The sequence below is a fragment of the Ruminiclostridium papyrosolvens DSM 2782 genome, assembly GCF_029318685.1.
In the GTDB taxonomy this organism is placed as follows: domain Bacteria; phylum Bacillota; class Clostridia; order Acetivibrionales; family DSM-1351; genus Ruminiclostridium; species Ruminiclostridium papyrosolvens.
On sequence record NZ_CP119677.1, the window covers coordinates 2037647 to 2053037 of the forward strand.

A 15391-nucleotide genomic window follows, 5' to 3' on the forward strand; every position below is an offset into this window, starting at 1 on the left:
TAACATGGCAAGGTATACAGCCGATGATATAAAAAATTTAAGAGAAGGTTCAGCAAATACATATCGTCAAGCTTATACGGCAGATGATGTTATAAAAATGCGTGAAGAATTGAAAGCTAAACCGTCAAAGCCAGTAGAGACAATAAAGCCGACTGTAGATTTATTAAAAAAAGACCAGGATATTAAGAATTTTATGCTTGATGATTTGGGGAAAATGGCTGCTGTTAAATCTCCTGAAACAAATACAACGGTTAAACCTTCTTTCATTGATAATGTAAAAAGCCTTTTTTCTAGTAACTTGGGTTCTATAACTAAGGATATTATTGGTGGTAAGGCTCATATAAAGTCGGATGAAGAAGTATATAAGGGTATGAACCCGTTTCAAGCAGCACTTGAAAAAGGAACGACAGAATTTCTTACTGGTTTAAATAATGCTCCCAGAGCTGTCTTGAAAGCAACTGGAATAGAAACCCCGGAACTTGATAAGATTGCGGTAAGTGGTGATAAGCGACTTGAAAATATCCAGAACTATAGCGGATTAAAAGATGTTTCGGGTTTTAAGAAAACTGCTACAGATATGGTTGAATCAGTCGGAAATATGCTGCCATCAATGGTACTTCCCGTAGCGAAACTTGCTTCAATTGGGATATCATCCGGCGGTAATTCCGCAAGAAAAGCAGAACTTGAAGGAGCTACACCACAGCAAGCACTGGCTTACGGTGCATTATCTGGAGGGATTGAGGCAGGAACTGAAAAAATGTTCAGTGCAATTCCCTTCTTAAATAAATCGGGTGTTGCGGATAATGCTATTAAAAGAATTATAGAACCTATCGACAACAAGATTGTAAAAACTCTGGCAAATAGGGCGGTAGGAGCAGCCGGAGAAGGTATCGAAGAAGTAGTGTCAACAGCTTTAGACCCTTTAGCACAGAAAATTACATATAATGAAAATGCAAAGCCTGCAAGTGCAGGAGATTTGGTTAATTCATTTACAACGGGTGCTGCTCTGGCAGGTGTTTTGGGTTTGCCTTCTACAGTTGTTGATATTTACAATACCCGTGACAGTTCAACCCCTCAAAAGGCACAGGAAATCGCTCAGACATTACCAGATACTTACGAGAGTAAAAATATAACTGTTCCTGTTTCTGAAATGTCTGTGCCGGAGCAAACCGCTTATGTTGATAAAGTAAAGGCAGATGTACAGGATTATGCGACAAATAAGGTAAATCAGCTTGCTAATCTGGATGAACAGGAGGAATTTAAAAGGATACAATCAACACAACCAGTTACACCAGTCGTACAAAATACCGATATTTTATACCCTGTACAGGAAATAACGTCCGTAGCTCAGCCAACTATTGAAACCCCGGTGTCTGTAGGGACAGTAAATAACATAGAACCTGCTGCCCAAACTATACCAACAGTCGAACAGTCGACGGTAAGAGCCAATACACAATCCGTTATTACCCCGGTTGAATCATCCGTTGCAAACAACAATATCCAAGCTCCTGAAACAAGCCCTATAAATCAAGTGCAAGCAGAGAATCAACCGACTTCAAATGGTGTCACCCTTACAGAACGTGGTTATAGTACTGCCGGGAAAGATGCCTTAATAAGCAAAAAGAATGTTAAAGCATATCAATTTGATAATCCGGAAGTTAAGCCTTTTTATCAAGACTACGCAAAATACATACTTGATAATGAATTTGTTCCTAACAAAAATCTTAATCGTGATACTAAAGTAATGAAAATGCTTAGAGAAGATACAGGTCTTACACCAAAGGACATTAAAACAGGACTTGAGAAGTTAGTTGTGAATCAAGGACAGGAAAATGTTGCAGCTGCAAAAAGGATTGAATTAGTTATTGATGATATGCTCACTAAAGGATTTGATTCGGTTGTAGCCGGGAATATTCCACCAGTTCAAGATTATATTGACATTAAAAACAAACTTGAAGGTACAAACTACACAGTACCAATACAGGAGGATGAAGATTTACCGATTCCAGATATAAATAATAATCTAGTAAAGTCAACAGTGCCTGAAAATGTTCAGGAACCCCAACCCGTTTCTGTAGTAAATGAACCTGTGAAGAATACTATCAATAATTCAAAGCAGCAGAAAACACCTGACGAAAAAAAATACGATACATTAAAGGGTTTGCTTGATGAATTAATAGCAAAGAAAGCAAAGGCCACAACCAATGATGAAATTAAGGCACTTGAAAATGACATTGAAAAGGTTAGAATAAACCTTCAGCTATTCGCTCAAAATTCAAGTAAGGCTCTTACAGGTGAACAGGCAGTAAGTGATTTTTATAAAAACAGTGTGCTGAAATCCTATATTGTCCCTGAAAATGTTAAGAGTACTTTAGATGAATTAAATTACCTGTACGATATGGAAAGTAATGCCGGTCAACTTGAACAGGCAGTAATAAACATCAACAAGGATATGCCGGAAGTAATAAATAGATTAAAAAGTCAGAAGTCGTTGCAAAGTGGTACAGACACAGCCGAAGCCTTGATAATCGAAAAGATATTTATTGAACAGGCAAAAGATACCGGGGATTTTTCAGAACTTGACAATTGGTTGCAGATAGTAAGAGAAAGGGTAACACCGACAGCACAGGCATTACAGGCAATGAATATGTTCAAACGATTCACCCCGGAAAACACTCTCTTACAGGCTAAAAAAATTGTTGATGAATCGAGGACACCAGCGGATAACAAAGAGATAGACAATAAAGCCAAAAGGCTAAAAGATGAACTTGATAATATTCAGGACGATACCGGAGAAGTTGCAAAAGATGCCGTAAAAAAAGCCAAGGAGTTAGAGCGAAAATCACGTGCTAAAAAGCAAGCTATAGAAGGTAAGGACAATCCAAATGGGATATCACAGAAAGATATTGACGATATGGATCCTGCAGAACTTCTAATGGTGAAAATTGAAAGTACATTAAAAGAACCAAAAGCCAAAGAACACGATTTTGTTAATGACATGGTTAATGAGCTATTTAATGTAGCCAAAGAATCTCCTTTACCTGAGAGAGTTACACAGAAGGACGAGCCGTTAAATTTCATGGCACAGGCTATTCAAAATAGGGAGCAGTATAGAAATATATGGCTTAAAGCAAAGGAAGGTTTAAAGGCTAAATACGAAGGTACGGAGCAATTCAAAATGTTATCGGACTACTTTGAAAAGGGTATCAAACCTACTTTTTCCGTAAAAACCTTAGATGCTGCAATAGGTAGATACGTTTCCTCTCTGAAATCAAGTAATGGCGAAGGAACTGTCAAAGAAACGAAAACAAGTCTTGATGATATTGTTAAGAACTACTACAAGGTTGGAGAAAAAACTATTTCAAATATGGTTAATGAAATGGTGGAACGTGCCGGACTTAATAAGCAGGATGCTGCTACACTTGAAAAATATGTCCGTAACCGTATGCATGTACTGACAAAGGCAAAAAGAGAATCTATTCTTGCTAGTATTTTTAATGAAAAACCACCGCAGGAGGTTGACAGGCTTAGAACTGTAAGGCAGCTGTCAAACTTGGGAGCATTCAAACATGAAACTTATGCCAACAAAGCTTTTAAAAAATTAAGTGCTGAAGCTAAAAAGATTGTTGCAAAATCCGGTATTGATTTTGGAAAGGTTGCTTTAAGTAGTGTTGAGAATGAACAATTAAATAAAGTTAAACTTTTAAAGGAAGTCAGCGAGAAGTTAGACATAAACGATACTGATTTGAAGCTTGTTGTAAATGCCATAAGTGATGAATTTGACAGGGTTCTTGAGAAGAAGAAGGACAGTATAGCTAATGTATTCTCCAAAAGAGAGATTAAGAAAAAGGCCTTTTATGATAAACTTCTTGATTACTACGATAAAGGATATTTCAACAATCCAAGACTGAGAGAGATTATCGCTGAAAAAATGGGATTACCAAGTCTTACTGATGGAGCTATGGAAAAGCTTATATCAGAGACAGAACAACTGGCAAAGTTACCAAAGCAAGGTTTTAATAACTTTGTACAGAGGGAAGAAATTGAAACCCGTATACTCACGGACTTAAAGAACATTGTGCCTGCAAGTTGGTCTAAGAAGGTATCTACAGTACAAGCTATAATGCAGCTCTTGAATCTTAAAACGGCAACCAGAAACATATTAGGAAACGAAGGAGCCTACAGGTCAGAACGTGCTGCAAGAAATATAATGGGCTTTATAGATTGGGGTAAATCCTTTGTAACCGGACAAAGAGAAATAACATTCAAGAAGGGAACTGATTTATTTAGGGATACGGAAGGCAGATGGAGGTTCGCTAAAGATTTATTAAAAGCTACAAAGGCAGCATGGAAAGGATATAATCTCTATGGGTTTGAAGCAGATAAGGACGTTAAGCATTTGACAACTTCTTCAAACACATTTAAGTCAAACATAAACCCATTCAAGTGGATGGAAAAGAGTCTCAATGTTACTCTTAGGGGATTTGATTATGCTGCATACATGAGAGGTTTAAGGGATATGGCCGGAGAATCCGCATATGTTGCAGGCTTGAATATGGGCTTAAAAGGTAAAGAACTTAAAACCTATGCTGCGGATTATCTTAAAAATATGGACAAAACAGCTTTTGAGGCAGCTAAAGAATATGGACGAAGGATAACTTTTCAGGACAGTGTAAGTGGAATAGGTGATGCACTTGGGGAGCTTAAAGCTTGGATGAATAAAGCCGGTACAGGGAATAAGGTTAATAAGCGAGGTATGAAAACCCATGAATTTGGAATGGGTGATGTTATGTTGAAGTATGGCCGGACGTTGGGTGTCATGCTCCAAAGGTCGCTTGAATTTTCTCCTGCCGGATTTGTAATGAGTGCTATGGACGTACACAACGCTATATCAGCTAAAAGAAGGGGAGAACCTGTAAACAGTAAGGCAATTACTGAAAGTATATCCAGAGCCGTATTTGGAACAGCAGGCTTTACCCTGATGGGTGCATTGCTTGAATCCCTGGGAATTATTAGCGGTGGAGAAGATGATTACGAAATGGAGGATTTACAAAGGAAGATAGGCCTTGGGAAATACCGTATAAATACAAGTGCTTTGTTTAGGTATATAATTTCTGGATTTGATAAAAAAGAAGCAAAACCCAAAGATGGAGATTTTATATATACATATGATTGGATACAACCTGTAGCTATGTCTTTTGCATTTGGTGCCAACATGAGTAAGGATATTCGTAATAAGAAAAGGTTAACAGCTACTGGGATTTTGGATACTGCCGGAGCAGGAGTAAGTGGAATGATGGACACCATAGGAGAACAGGGAGGATTCACAGGTATAACCAGATTCATGCAGAAAAAGGATATCGGCGATGCAGTTCAATATTCTGCTCAAAACATGATTACCGGGTTTACGGGAACCTTTAATAATCAGTTGAGACAGCTAACAGATAATACCACCCGTGATACTTCCGGAGATAATTTTAATAAGACTTTATTAAATATGATTGCAAACAGACTTCCCGGATTGTCCAAGAAACTTCCTGAGAAGATAGACGAAACAGGTGAAGTCAAGCAAGTATACAGCGGTGACACAAATTCTCCTTTAAATGTATTTCTTAATCCTGCATTTGTTTCAAGGTATAAACCAACTGATGGTATGAAGCTTTTAATTGATATTTATGCCAATACCGGAGAAACTAAAATAGCTCCAAGGCAAGTTGAAAAAAGTGTTACTAAAAACGGTATTAAAATAAATCTTACAAAAGATGAAATTGTTCAGTTCCAGAAGGATGCAGGAAAGTCAACCATGGCAAGATTGGATACTCTTAAAGATAATGATGCATTTAATAGTCTCAAAACAGACTATGCAAAAGCTGAATACGTTTACCGATTTATGAACAGGGAAATGGAAATAGCACGTAAAAAGATTTTGAGAAATATTCCGAACGATGACCCAAGATATATTGAAGGGCTTAATGAAAGAAATAAGAAACTGGGGAGGTAAGAGCTTAGAAATAAGCTCTTCTTTTTTGACTATTCAAAGGTATATGAAGTGTTAGTTTTAAGATAATAAAACATCTCTGGGAGGACAAATATATGGATAAATTCAGTGTTAATTCTATAGTAGCATTGGTCGCAACAATTTTTACATGGTTATTTGGAACTTGGGATATAGCAATATCTGTACTAGTCACTTTTATGGCACTTGACTATTGTACAGGGCTTATCAAAGGATACGTACTTAAAAAACTTAGTAGCAATATTGGACTTAAAGGATTGGCACGTAAAGCGGTAATATTTATAGTCTTGATTGTAGCTGTTTCATTAGACAGGCTGTCAGGAAGTGGACAATGGGTATTCAGAACTTTAGTTTGTTATTTTTATATTGCCAATGAAGGGTTAAGCATTGTTGAAAACTGTGCCCAGTTGGGATTACCTATACCCAAAAAAATCAAAGAAGCTTTAATTCAACTAAAGGAAGGGGGGAAGAAAAGTGTATAGTGTTAAATTCAAGTACTCGGACGAATCATACGTGTACCACAAACTTATTACAGCAGTAAATGTCTTGTGTGCTGCAAAAGGCAAAAACTGTTTATGTACCTCTGGTTACAGGAGTTTGGCAAAGCAAAAAGTGATTAATGCTCAGTCGTTGGCTCAGAGAAAAAGTCAAGGTGGATATCAATTGTCAAATGGTGCGGTATATACTCCTGATGGCAAGTGTTGGGCAGCACCTTTTGGTAAATCAAATCATTGCTTTTGTATAGCTATGGATATTACTGATGAGTGGTTCAATAAACTTAGTAATTCAGAATTGAAGAAATATGGTCTTATTAAGCCCATGTCATACGAACCGTGGCATGTCGAGCTAATAGAAACCCGTGGACTTAGCCAGTTACAAAAAGAAGCAATCAGAGACAGTGTATTGAGAGGAACAGGTGAAAATGATATGAACGTAAAAGAATTTCAAGCTATGACAGGGTTAAAAGATGATGGAATCGTGGGGCCTGTGACAAAAGCAAAGGCAAAAGAAATGTTGCAAGTGTGTCAGGAGATACTTGGAAATAAATTTGATAACCCTGAATCTGTTATAAAAGCTTGCATGTCTAATCCGGGCATGTGGACTAAAAAATTGAGCGAAGTACCTCACTTGGGGGATTATACTATGAACATAGTAAAAATGATGGGAGGTCGTACATAATATGAAAGAAAAAATTGCAAAGCTCATAGATGTTAAAACAATCGTAACCTTTATTCTGGTTGGTGCCTTAATCGGGTTTATAGCTACAGGAAAATTAGAAGCAAAAGAAATTACACCATTGGCTACTATGGCTGTATCTTTCTTTTTTGCTGTAAAACTTACGGATAAAAAGTAGCGTACTAATATATTTTTAATAAAATGTGTTTACTTTTCCGGAAAGTGGTATATAATATAATATAAAGCAAGAGAGCAGTTTATATAAACCACTCTCTTACTCGGCGATTAAGAATGTCCATTATTGGCATTCTTTTCTTTTTTATATGTAACGTATAGGGTCACAGTATACATTACAATTCCAAGGGTATAATATACCACTCTAAGAAATATCTCCATATAATATCACCTCCTTTTGATAGCTTATGAGATAAAGTGAGGTTTACTTTGTGACATCTCATAAACAGTCAATGAGGCGTGATTGACATTTTCTTTCGCCTGTTCTATATATTATCACTTATGGAAAATAATTGCAATATATACAAACAAAAAACGAGCCGAAGCCCGTATTTTGTAAAAAATAATATACTAACACCAAAAGGAGCGTTAGCCCATAGACCACGCTCCTTTTGGATGACTTCTCTCACGAAACATTTTTTTATGTTTATAATCAAATTATACAATGTATTACAAAATAATACAATCCTATTTTAATGATTAATGTACCACTGCTTTCCCGTGAAGTATAGATAAAACCGTGTACGTCCTGCTATACATTCATATCTGATTCCTGTAAATCCATTCTTTAAAGAGCTGCCACTACAACTTTTAATTACTTTATTAATTTTTATTCTTCGACCTTCCCATACAAATGCAGTAGGAATAACTTGCCCGTTTGTTTTTATTACTGCATCTACTTCCAAAAACTCTTTACCTTCGGTTGTAAGTGAATCATTTTGACTACTATCCTCCCATTGTCTCTGTTCAAACCCAAATGGCATACAAAACCTCCTTAATCGAACATGTGTTTGATAATATTATATGACTATACTTTGAAATTATCAATGGAAGGTAATTGGATTCTATTTCTCTATTTATTATACTGAGCCAATATGATACATTAATTGGAATTAAATCAATAGCGTGTAAAGTATGGACTTATATGGTATACTTTTCATTGAGTGAATAGACTTCGCGGGTCGACAAGAGCGGTGTTCCTGACCGCTTTTTCACTTTTGAAAATCAGGAATAAAACCTAATACTACAGGAGGTATTAAAATAATGATAGGAAGTATCGAAAAACGTGGGAAGAATAGTTGTCGTTTAATTGTAAGTGGAGGGATTGGACAAGATGGGAAATATATAAAATATCAAAAAACAATCAAATTCAACTATGACGATGAAAAGAAAAGACAAAAAGAAGCTGAAAAAGAATTATCACTCTTCATTGCTGAGATTGAAAAAAATCAGTACATTGAACCTTCAAGATTAACTTTATCAGACTTTGCTGAAAAATGGATAAAAGATTATGGTAAAACTAATTTAGCACCAAAAACTTTATACAGGTATGAAGAAATGTTAAATAGCAGAATTTTGCCTGCTCTAGGACATTTAAAAATTGAAAAAATTAAACCTACACACTTGCTTGAATTCTATAACAACTTATCTGAAGATGGAATAAGATTAGATTCAAAATATAAGGCAAAAAAAGAATTCAATGAATTACTGAAAACTTTAGAAATATCTCTTTATGATTTACAGAAAATTAGCCTTGTAGATATTAGAACATTAAAAAGGGTTGCTAAATCTGAAACGATTAGTATGTCTACAGCAGTAAAAATTATTGATTCATTAAAGCAAAATATTAAAAAAATTAAAATAGAAGATTATTTTGAGGTGATAGAAACGGGAAAACTATCAGATCAGACAATAAAACATCATCATAGGCTTATTTCTGCAATGCTAGAAAAAGCAGTTAAGTGGCAATTATTACTTAACAATCCGGCTGAAAGAGTAGAACCTCCCAAAGTAGTAAAGGGCGAGGTTCCACATTATGATGAGTCTCAGGCCGTTACTTTATTGAATTATTTGGAGAAAGAGCCTATAAAATTTCAAGCTATGGTTAATCTAGCATTATATGCCCAAATGCGAGAAGGAGAAATAATGGGGCTTGAATGGAAAGATATAAATATGAAAGAAAGAACTATTAATATTAGACAAGCAGCTCAGTATATCCCTAAAAGGGGAGTATTTATTAAAGAACCAAAGAACGAATCTTCAAAAAGAACTGTTACGGTTCCTAAAAACGTTATGGAAATTCTAAAAGAACTTAGAAAAATACAGATGCAAGAAGAAAAAGAGGCCGGCACTCGTTGGAAGAAAAATAATAATGAGCAAAATACTGATGCAAACGAAGTAAGAAAATTTATTTTTACAACATGGGATGGTGAATTAATGCATCCGTATACTCCTACTAAGCAATTTAAAAAGTTCATTGATTTATATGGTTTGCCCAAATTAACTTTTCACGGACTGAGACATACTGGTATTACGCTACTTCTTGGAAATGGTGCAGATATAGATTCAGTTAGCAGAAGGGCAGGACATAGCCAAAGGTCAACTACATTGAATATCTACTCTCACAGTCTGAGAAGTAAGGATGTAGCTAACGCAAATAAATTAGGAAATATTCTTAACAAGAGCAAAAAGGAAAAGCTTGGTAAAAAGGCTTGACTTTTATTTGTATATAATTAGTTTTATTAACACTTATTTGTTCTTAGTTTTTCCCCAAATTTTCCCCAACACTTAAAAACACCGTAATTTATGATAACATACAAAAAGCCTAGAAGCTTTACAGCTCTAGGCTTTTCTGTGGCAGGGGAGACAGGACTTGAACCCGCAGCCGACGGTTTTGGAGACCGCTACTCTACCAATTGCGCTACTCCCCTAAGACGAATATTAGTATACAATAGACTATATTATTTTGTCAATGAAAAACTTTAAAATAAGGAAAAATGTTTTTTCCTTGAAAAAATTGTGTATAAAAAGTAAAATTATATAAAGAGGGAACCAAGGAGAAAATAATAAAGTATACAAAAGAGGCTATAATGAAGTTAAAAGACAATTTTATTATTCTATTTTTCATATTTGCCATTTTTGGTATGCTGGCCACGGTACAAATAAGAAGTACCGTCAGTATGCAAAAACAGTCTGCTCTTACACTTGACTATAACAGGCTAAAAAGTCAGTTGGATACAAGAGTTAAGGAAGGAGAGCAGTATAAGGCGCAGATAGCGGAGCTGGAACACAAAAAGGAAGATTTTATGAAAGCTTCTCCCGGAACAAATTCCAGTAACAGCTTAAAAAACGAGCTGGATTATCTTAGATTCATATCAGCGTTAACCGATGTGACCGGGGATGGTGTAGTAATAACCTTAAATGATGCAGAAAAACCGGACCCTGCAAGTCAAATGAATTATATAATTCACGATTACGAGGTTTATGGTATTATAAACGATTTGAGAAATGCCGGAGCACAGGCCATATCAATTAATGATGAAAGGCTTATTGCAACCAGTGAACAGATTTGTACAGGCCCTACAATAAAAATCAATAAAAACAGGTACGCGGTTCCTTTTGAAATAAAAGCAATAGGCGATCCTGACAAGTTGTACTCTGCAATAAAGAACAGTGATGTGGTTAGCGGATTAGTGCAATATAAAAAGCGTGTTACAATAGAACAAAAAAATAATATTGTTGTACCAAAATTTATGAATGACATCAATGGATTGATTTCCAAGCTGGAGGTAGCAGATAATGAAAGCAAAAAGGAGCAGTAGAAACATATCCATAGCATTAGTCTGTGTAATTCTGGGACTTGCACTTTCCTGGCAGTTTCAAAGTATACGAAATAATGCAAAGGTGATGACCTTGGAAAATCAGAAGAAAGATGATCTGGTCGTAAAAATATTAAATGAGCAGAAAAACAACGAGAACTTAAGAGCAAAGTTCAATGAGCTACAAGCTCAGTTATCCAAGTTTGAGAATGCAAGAGGTAATTCGGATGAAAATCTAAAACTTTTGTCGGACGAAATACAAAAGCTGAAAACTGTTGCAGGATTGACCAAGGTTAAAGGAAAAGGGGTTATTGTTACATTCAGCAAGGATGATGCTTTAAGCGTTGAAGATAATGATTTGCTGTTTGTGTTAAATGAGCTGAGAGCCACAGATGCTCAGGCACTTGCCATAAATGACCAAAGAATAACTGATACAAGCGAAGTCAGAGGAGCAGGCGGATACATAAATGTTAACGGCAGGCATGTGCTTCCACCATATGTTATAAAGGCTATTGTTGACCCTGATGATGCAGTAAATGCGTTAAATATGGTCGGCGGAGTTTTTGAACAAATAAAGGTATTCGTCAACGTCAGTGTTCAGAAATCAGATAATGTTGAACTTCCTTCAATAGGTGAAGAATTAATAAAAACTGATAAACTTAAAGTAATAGAAAATAGCAAATAGACATCAGACTTACATTAAGAATCCTTAGAGAGTGATATAACTCACTTCTTTGAGGATTTTTTTGTTATAGGCAAAAGTTGTTCTAAAAAGATAGACGAACTATATATAAATATATGAGAAACATTTTTATTTGAGATTTTAGAACAACTGCGATGACGGAGGTAATATAATTGAAAAAAAATATGGCGATTACCGTAATGGCTTTAATGGTAGGGATAGCTTTGATTTTTTCATTTTTTACAATTAAGAAATATAGGGATTCAAAATCGGATTCTGAATTTTCTGATATTGGAGGAGTATACAGTGCAAGCAGTAACAAAGTTGATTTTTCTACTGAACTGACAGGCAAGTTGGTAGAAGGAAATAGTTCAGTCAAAGAAGGAGAAGTATCAGATAAAAGTTTATATCCAAATGATAAAAAAAGATGCTGGGGCATGGCTAGGCAAACAGATAATCAAACACCCAGAGCTGACCCGGGAACTCCTGAGCTTCTTTCAAAATATGGAGCCAAATATCTTGGTGATGTAAGTAAAAAGACAATTTATCTTACATTCGATGAAGGCTATGAAAATGGCTATACGGGGCAAATTCTTGATACGCTGAGGGACAATAATGTAAAGGCAGCTTTTTTTATAACAGGTCCCTACCTAAAAGAGCATCAGGATTTAGTACGCAGGATGGTTGAGGAAGGGCACACAGTTGGAAACCATACAATACATCACCCGAGTCTGCCGGAAAAAAGTGATTCTCAGGTTGAAGAGGAAGTGGTAGGGCTGGAGCGTGCTTTTACGGAAAAATTCGGTGCAAAAATGACTTTTCTCAGACCTCCCAAGGGCGAATACAGTGAACGTACCCTGAGTATTACAAATAAGCTTGGATATTGCAACCTTTTCTGGAGTTTTGCATATGATGACTGGTACAGGGATAAGGTAAGAGGCCCTGAGTATGCATATAAAGTGGTAATGCGTAATCTTCATAATGGCGAGATTATGTTGCTGCATGCAGTATCAAAAGATAATGCAGACGCATTAGGGATGATTATCAAAGGTGCGCGTGAAAATGGCTATGAGTTTGGTAACGTTCAGGAGCTGGCAAATTAAACGATTAGAGGGTTGGATATGGCGGGGAGAATGAGTTCGACAGGTAAAAGCAAAAATAAAAAAAACATAAAAACTCCTGCGGTAAAAAATAACAAACCTAAGTTCCGAGAAAAAATTACGGAGATGCTTGAGTTACCAAAAGAGATTGTTTTAAATATGCCTAAACTTGTTATGTTGGGCAACGGGGATGTTATTATCGAAAATTACAAGGGAATTGTAGAGTATGCGGAAGGTGTAATACGCGTAAATACTACATCCGGGATTATTAAATTAACAGGTACTGATATTTATATTAAGGAGATTACGGCAGAAAATATTATGGTGTACGGAAACATATTGTCGCTTGAATTCCTGAAGTAATTACTTTCAAGGGAAATACGGGGGTAACGAAAATGTTAATTTGGAGGTTGTGGAATTATACACTTGGATATGTTATTATAGTAGTTGAAGGATATTTTTTGGAAAAATTTATTAATATATGTACACATCGGCAGATTAGACTATGGAATGTTAAATGGATTAGCAGCAGCAAATTAACTATGAAAATCAGTATAAAAGATTTCAGAATGTTGAGACCTGTTGCAAAGAAATCAAGGTGCAGAGTACATATTAACAGGAAAAAGGGTCTTCCCTTTTTAATATATAAATACAAAAACCGAAAGGCATTTGTTATCGGTGCAGCTGTATGTATAATTACTTTTTTCATAATATCCTCATTTATATGGGATGTATCGATTACAGGGAATGACAAGGTTTCCACAGAAGTTATATTAGAGAAGCTCTATGAAAACGGAATAAAGCCCGGGGCATTAAAATTCAGCATAAATCCTGATAGCGTTGTAGATAATATAATGCTTGGGATAAATGATCTCTCTAGGATAAGCGTTTCGGTCAGGGGGACAAGAGTTTTTGTCAATGTTTCTGAAAGGGTGAAACCTCCGGATTTAATAGATAAAAACTTACCATGCAATCTGGTTGCCGCAAAGGATGGTGTTATATATTCAATAGTAGCGAAAGAAGGCCTTGAAACAGTTAAAATTGGTGAGACAGTAACAAAAGGTCAGCTACTTGTTACAGGAACAATAGAGAACGTTAAAAATCCTGAAGCCCCTCCCCTTATGGTTCACTCAATGGGGTCTGTGAAAGCCAGGACATGGTATGAAGCCAGTAGTCAGGTTGAGCAAACACTTGTTAAAACCAAAAGAACGGGTTTTGAGAAAGATAGGTACTCTCTTGCTTTTTTTACAAAAAAACTCAAATTATTTCATAGAAAAATTCCATATAATAATTCGGAACATATAGAGGTAAAAAAGAAACTTTCATTAGGTAAGAATTTTGCTTTACCTGTAGAGTGGGTTGTTGACAAATACTATGAGTACGAATTGATTCAGGAAAAGCTAGATATTGACAGAGCAAAGCAAATAGCAGCCGATAAGGCATTTAAGCAAGTACAGGAACAGATACCGCAAGGAGCAGAGATAGCTAAAAAGAATGTATACTATACCGAGAATGATGATGGTAAGATAACTGCTAATGTAACGGTAGAATGTATAGAAGACATTGGAGTTACACAGATGATAGGAGGCTAATAATACTTGGCGGATATAACAGAGAAAAGTGTGGAGTTTTATACAATTGAACATGCAATGAATATCTTTGGAAATTATGATGAAAACATAAAAATTATAGAAGAAGCGTTTAAGGTAAAAGTTTTGACACGGGGTACATCCATCAGGATAAACGGTGAGACAGATAGTGTAAGTAAGGCTGAAACAGTTCTTAACAAGCTTCTTGATATTGCTAAACAAGGACAGTCAATTACCAGACAAAATGTGCTTTATCTGGTAGGTTTGTCTAATGAGAAGCAGATAGAAAAGGCGGATGAAATCCTTACGGATTACGTTTGCCTTACTGCAAAAGGCAAACAAATAAAATATAAAACTCATGGTCAAAAAATATATGTTGATGCCATTAAAAAGAATGACATAGTTTTTGGTATTGGTCCTGCGGGAACCGGGAAAACTTTTCTTGCGGTGGCTATGGCTGTAACGGCGTTCAGGAATAAGGAAGTTGACAGGATTATACTGACAAGACCGGCGGTGGAGGCAGGAGAAAAACTGGGCTTTTTACCCGGGGACTTACAAAATAAGGTAGACCCATATTTAAGACCTTTATATGATGGGTTATATGAGATTATGGGTGCCGACCTTTATCTAAAATATCTTGAAAGAGGTATGATTGAGATAGCACCTCTTGCATATATGAGGGGAAGAACTCTGGACAATTCCTTTATAATATTAGATGAGGCCCAGAACACAACACCTGAACAGATGAAGATGTTTCTCACAAGAATCGGGTTTAATTCAAAGGCAGTTATTACCGGCGACATTACACAGATTGATTTGCCGGGGGACAAGAAATCAGGCCTCAAAGAGGTCACCAATATACTTTCGGGTATAGAAGGAATATCATTTGTTAACCTTACAGAAAAGGATGTTGTAAGGCATGAACTGGTTCAAAAAATTATAATAGCATACGATAAACACGATTCGGACAAAAAGTGAGCTTGGATTCGGGGGAT

At 36.0% G+C, this 15391-nt stretch carries 12 protein-coding genes and 1 tRNA gene; 11 read left to right on the plus strand and 2 right to left on the minus strand.

Annotated elements, in window-relative coordinates; translation table 11 throughout:
• Nucleotides 1-4 precede the first annotated feature (4 nt).
• From P0092_RS09545 to P0092_RS09560, 4 genes are all read left to right on the plus strand, one after another.
• A complete protein-coding gene (locus P0092_RS09545; RefSeq protein WP_004620181.1) occupies nucleotides 5-6001 on the plus strand; it encodes a kinetochore Spc7 family protein in 5997 nt (1998 codons plus the stop codon).
• A 92-nt stretch (nucleotides 6002-6093) separates the two neighbouring features.
• On the plus strand, nucleotides 6094-6498 hold the full coding sequence (locus P0092_RS09550) for a phage holin family protein (protein WP_004620182.1): 405 nt from the start codon (nucleotides 6094-6096) through the stop codon (nucleotides 6496-6498).
• Complete coding sequence (locus P0092_RS09555; protein ID WP_004620183.1) at nucleotides 6491-7195, plus strand: D-alanyl-D-alanine carboxypeptidase family protein; 705 nt, start codon at nucleotides 6491-6493, stop codon at nucleotides 7193-7195. The genes P0092_RS09550 and P0092_RS09555 overlap by 8 nt, the downstream gene beginning before the upstream one ends.
• A 1-nt stretch (nucleotide 7196) precedes the next feature.
• A complete protein-coding gene (locus P0092_RS09560; RefSeq protein WP_004620184.1) occupies nucleotides 7197-7370 on the plus strand; it encodes a hypothetical protein in 174 nt (57 codons plus the stop codon).
• 529 nt (nucleotides 7371-7899) lie between these two features.
• On the opposite strand, the gene P0092_RS09565 is transcribed toward P0092_RS09560, so the two are convergent.
• A complete protein-coding gene (locus P0092_RS09565; RefSeq protein ID WP_004620188.1) occupies nucleotides 7900-8190 on the minus strand; it encodes a hypothetical protein in 291 nt (96 codons plus the stop codon).
• 280 nt (nucleotides 8191-8470) lie between these two features.
• On the opposite strand from P0092_RS09565, the gene P0092_RS09570 reads away from it, so the two are divergent.
• Nucleotides 8471-9922 (plus strand): site-specific integrase, encoded by a 1452-nt coding sequence (locus tag P0092_RS09570; RefSeq protein WP_276187179.1) that lies wholly within the window; start codon nucleotides 8471-8473, stop codon nucleotides 9920-9922.
• 139 nt (nucleotides 9923-10061) lie between these two features.
• Here P0092_RS09570 and P0092_RS09575 read toward each other — a convergent pair.
• Nucleotides 10062-10137, minus strand: a tRNA-Trp gene (locus tag P0092_RS09575).
• A gap of 159 nt (nucleotides 10138-10296) precedes the next feature.
• Between P0092_RS09575 and P0092_RS09580 the strand changes: the two genes are divergently transcribed.
• The 6 genes from P0092_RS09580 to P0092_RS09605 all read left to right on the plus strand — a co-directional run bounded on the left by P0092_RS09580 (nucleotide 10297) and on the right by P0092_RS09605 (nucleotide 15374).
• Nucleotides 10297-11028, plus strand: coding sequence for a DUF881 domain-containing protein (locus P0092_RS09580; RefSeq protein WP_276187180.1), 732 nt, complete (start codon nucleotides 10297-10299; stop codon nucleotides 11026-11028).
• Nucleotides 11006-11710, plus strand: coding sequence for a DUF881 domain-containing protein (locus P0092_RS09585; RefSeq protein ID WP_004620192.1), 705 nt, complete (start codon nucleotides 11006-11008; stop codon nucleotides 11708-11710). Before P0092_RS09580 ends, P0092_RS09585 begins: the two co-directional genes overlap by 23 nt.
• A 170-nt stretch (nucleotides 11711-11880) precedes the next feature.
• A complete protein-coding gene (gene pdaA, locus P0092_RS09590) occupies nucleotides 11881-12810 on the plus strand; it encodes a delta-lactam-biosynthetic de-N-acetylase (protein WP_004620194.1) in 930 nt (309 codons plus the stop codon).
• Between the two features lie 18 nt (nucleotides 12811-12828).
• A complete protein-coding gene (gene yqfC, locus P0092_RS09595) occupies nucleotides 12829-13170 on the plus strand; it encodes a sporulation protein YqfC (protein WP_276187182.1) in 342 nt (113 codons plus the stop codon).
• A gap of 32 nt (nucleotides 13171-13202) precedes the next feature.
• Nucleotides 13203-14399 (plus strand): sporulation protein YqfD, encoded by a 1197-nt coding sequence (yqfD, locus tag P0092_RS09600; RefSeq protein ID WP_004620198.1) that lies wholly within the window; start codon nucleotides 13203-13205, stop codon nucleotides 14397-14399.
• Nucleotides 14400-14405: 6 nt separating this feature from the next.
• On the plus strand, nucleotides 14406-15374 hold the full coding sequence (locus P0092_RS09605) for a PhoH family protein (RefSeq protein ID WP_004620201.1): 969 nt from the start codon (nucleotides 14406-14408) through the stop codon (nucleotides 15372-15374).
• The last annotated feature ends 17 nt before the right edge of the window (nucleotides 15375-15391 follow it).

Excerpts from the sequence above, each read along its gene's own strand:
- P0092_RS09545 (WP_004620181.1), top strand. The coding sequence starts at position 5 with ATGGCAAGGTATACAGCCGATGATATAAAAAATTTAAGAGAAGGTTCA.
- P0092_RS09550 (WP_004620182.1), top strand. The coding sequence starts at position 6,094 with ATGGATAAATTCAGTGTTAATTCTATAGTAGCATTGGTCGCAACAATT.
- P0092_RS09560 (WP_004620184.1), top strand. The coding sequence starts at position 7,197 with ATGAAAGAAAAAATTGCAAAGCTCATAGATGTTAAAACAATCGTAACC.
- P0092_RS09565 (WP_004620188.1), bottom strand. The coding sequence starts at position 8,190 with ATGCCATTTGGGTTTGAACAGAGACAATGGGAGGATAGTAGTCAAAAT.
- P0092_RS09570 (WP_276187179.1), top strand. The coding sequence starts at position 8,471 with ATGATAGGAAGTATCGAAAAACGTGGGAAGAATAGTTGTCGTTTAATT.
- P0092_RS09580 (WP_276187180.1), top strand. The coding sequence starts at position 10,297 with ATGAAGTTAAAAGACAATTTTATTATTCTATTTTTCATATTTGCCATT.
- P0092_RS09585 (WP_004620192.1), top strand. The coding sequence starts at position 11,006 with ATGAAAGCAAAAAGGAGCAGTAGAAACATATCCATAGCATTAGTCTGT.
- yqfC (WP_276187182.1), top strand. The coding sequence starts at position 12,829 with ATGGCGGGGAGAATGAGTTCGACAGGTAAAAGCAAAAATAAAAAAAAC.
- yqfD (WP_004620198.1), top strand. The coding sequence starts at position 13,203 with ATGTTAATTTGGAGGTTGTGGAATTATACACTTGGATATGTTATTATA.